We start from the raw sequence: 1405 nt of genomic DNA, 5'->3' as shown, positions 1-1405 counted from the left end.
CCCCCGCCACGTCGCTCCAGATGGTGGTGGATTCACCATCCGCCAGCAGGGCCAGGAGGCTGGCGCTGTAGTCTGAACCGTTGCGACCGAGCAGCAGGGAACGCCCCTCCATGTCGGCGGCGATAAAACCGGTCACCACGATACGACCGGCATGTTCGGCCAGCCGCGCCTTGAGCAGCTCGCTGGAAAGGGCGGTATCCACCTTGACCAGGGCACCGTCCTCGGCGCGCAGGAAACTGCGGGCATCGAGCCAGATGGCCTTGTCGCCGCGGCTGGTGAGCAGGGCCGCCAAGAGGCGCGCCGACCACACCTCGCCAAAGGCGAGCAGGCCGTTGCGTGCGAAGCGGTCAAACTGCCCCTCCAGGGTCTTGGCGATCAGCTGCATATCGTCGGCCAGCTGCTGGCTGAGGTCGAGCTGCAGCTCCCCCTCCAGCAGGCCGTCGATCAGGCTCTGCTGATAGGCTTGCAGGGCGGAGATGGCTTCACCGGCGGCCTCATCCCCCACCTCGGCCAGCTCCACCAGCTGGATTAACCGGTTGGTGGTCTTGCCAGCGGCGGAGACCACGATCAGCTCGTTCCCGCCGACCTGTTGCTCGACTATCGCCGCGACCCGGCGATAGCAGACCGGATCCGCCAGACTGCTGCCACCAAACTTGTGCACATGGCGCCGCTTCAATCCTGCTACTGTTACCACCGCGATCTCTCCTTGCTGCTGTTCCATTACTTCGCTACCTGCTCTGCCTGCTGCACCTGTTCAAAAGCCTGAGCCAGATCGGCCACCAGGTCTTCACCGTGTTCTATGCCAACCGACAGCCGTAGCAGCTGGGCGCTGATGCCTGCTGCCTGCTGCGCCGCCGGGGTCATGGCCCTGTGGGTCATGCTGGCTGGATGGGCCACCAGACTCTCCACCCCGCCGAGGGATTCGGCCACCGAAAAGAGGGTGAGTGCTGCGAGGAAGGTACGCAATCCGGCCTCGCTGCAATCGAGTTCAAAACTTAGCATGGCGCCGAAACCTGACTGTTGACGGCGCGCAATATCGTGACCCGGATGGGTCGGCAGGCTGGGGTGATAGATTTTTTTGACCAGCGGCTGTTGCTGCAAGAAGGCAAGGATGCGATCCGTGTTCTCCTGATGGGCGCGCAATCTGGGGGCCAGGGTGCGCAGACCGCGCAGGGTGAGGTAGGAGTCAAACGCCCCGGAGGTGAGCCCCAGACAGTTGGCCCACCACCCCAGCGACTCGGCCAGTGTCTGCTCCTTGGCAATGGCCACGCCCCCCACCACGTCGGAGTGGCCGTTGATGTACTTGGTGGTAGAGTGCACCACCAGATCCGCACCCAACGCCAGCGGCTGTTGCAGCAGCGGCGAGAGGAAGGTGTTGTCCACCACGACCTGGGCACCCACTTCA

Annotated in this window: 2 protein-coding genes; both read right to left on the bottom strand. The window is 64.1% G+C overall.

Annotated elements, in window-relative coordinates; translation table 11 throughout:
* Positions 1 to 721 (bottom strand): amino acid kinase family protein (locus AAC083_RS23455; protein WP_441296526.1); only part of this gene is annotated, 721 nt, incomplete at its 3' end.
* Positions 721 to 1405: PLP-dependent transferase (locus AAC083_RS21355; RefSeq protein WP_181364849.1), on the bottom strand; the 685-nt coding region annotated here is incomplete at its 5' end. The genes AAC083_RS21355 and AAC083_RS23455, both read right to left, overlap by 1 nt.

This window comes from Aeromonas sp. HMWF014, assembly GCF_963878295.1.
GTDB lineage: Bacteria > Pseudomonadota > Gammaproteobacteria > Enterobacterales > Aeromonadaceae > Aeromonas > Aeromonas popoffii.
This window is presented reverse-complemented; position numbering and strand designations above follow the sequence as displayed.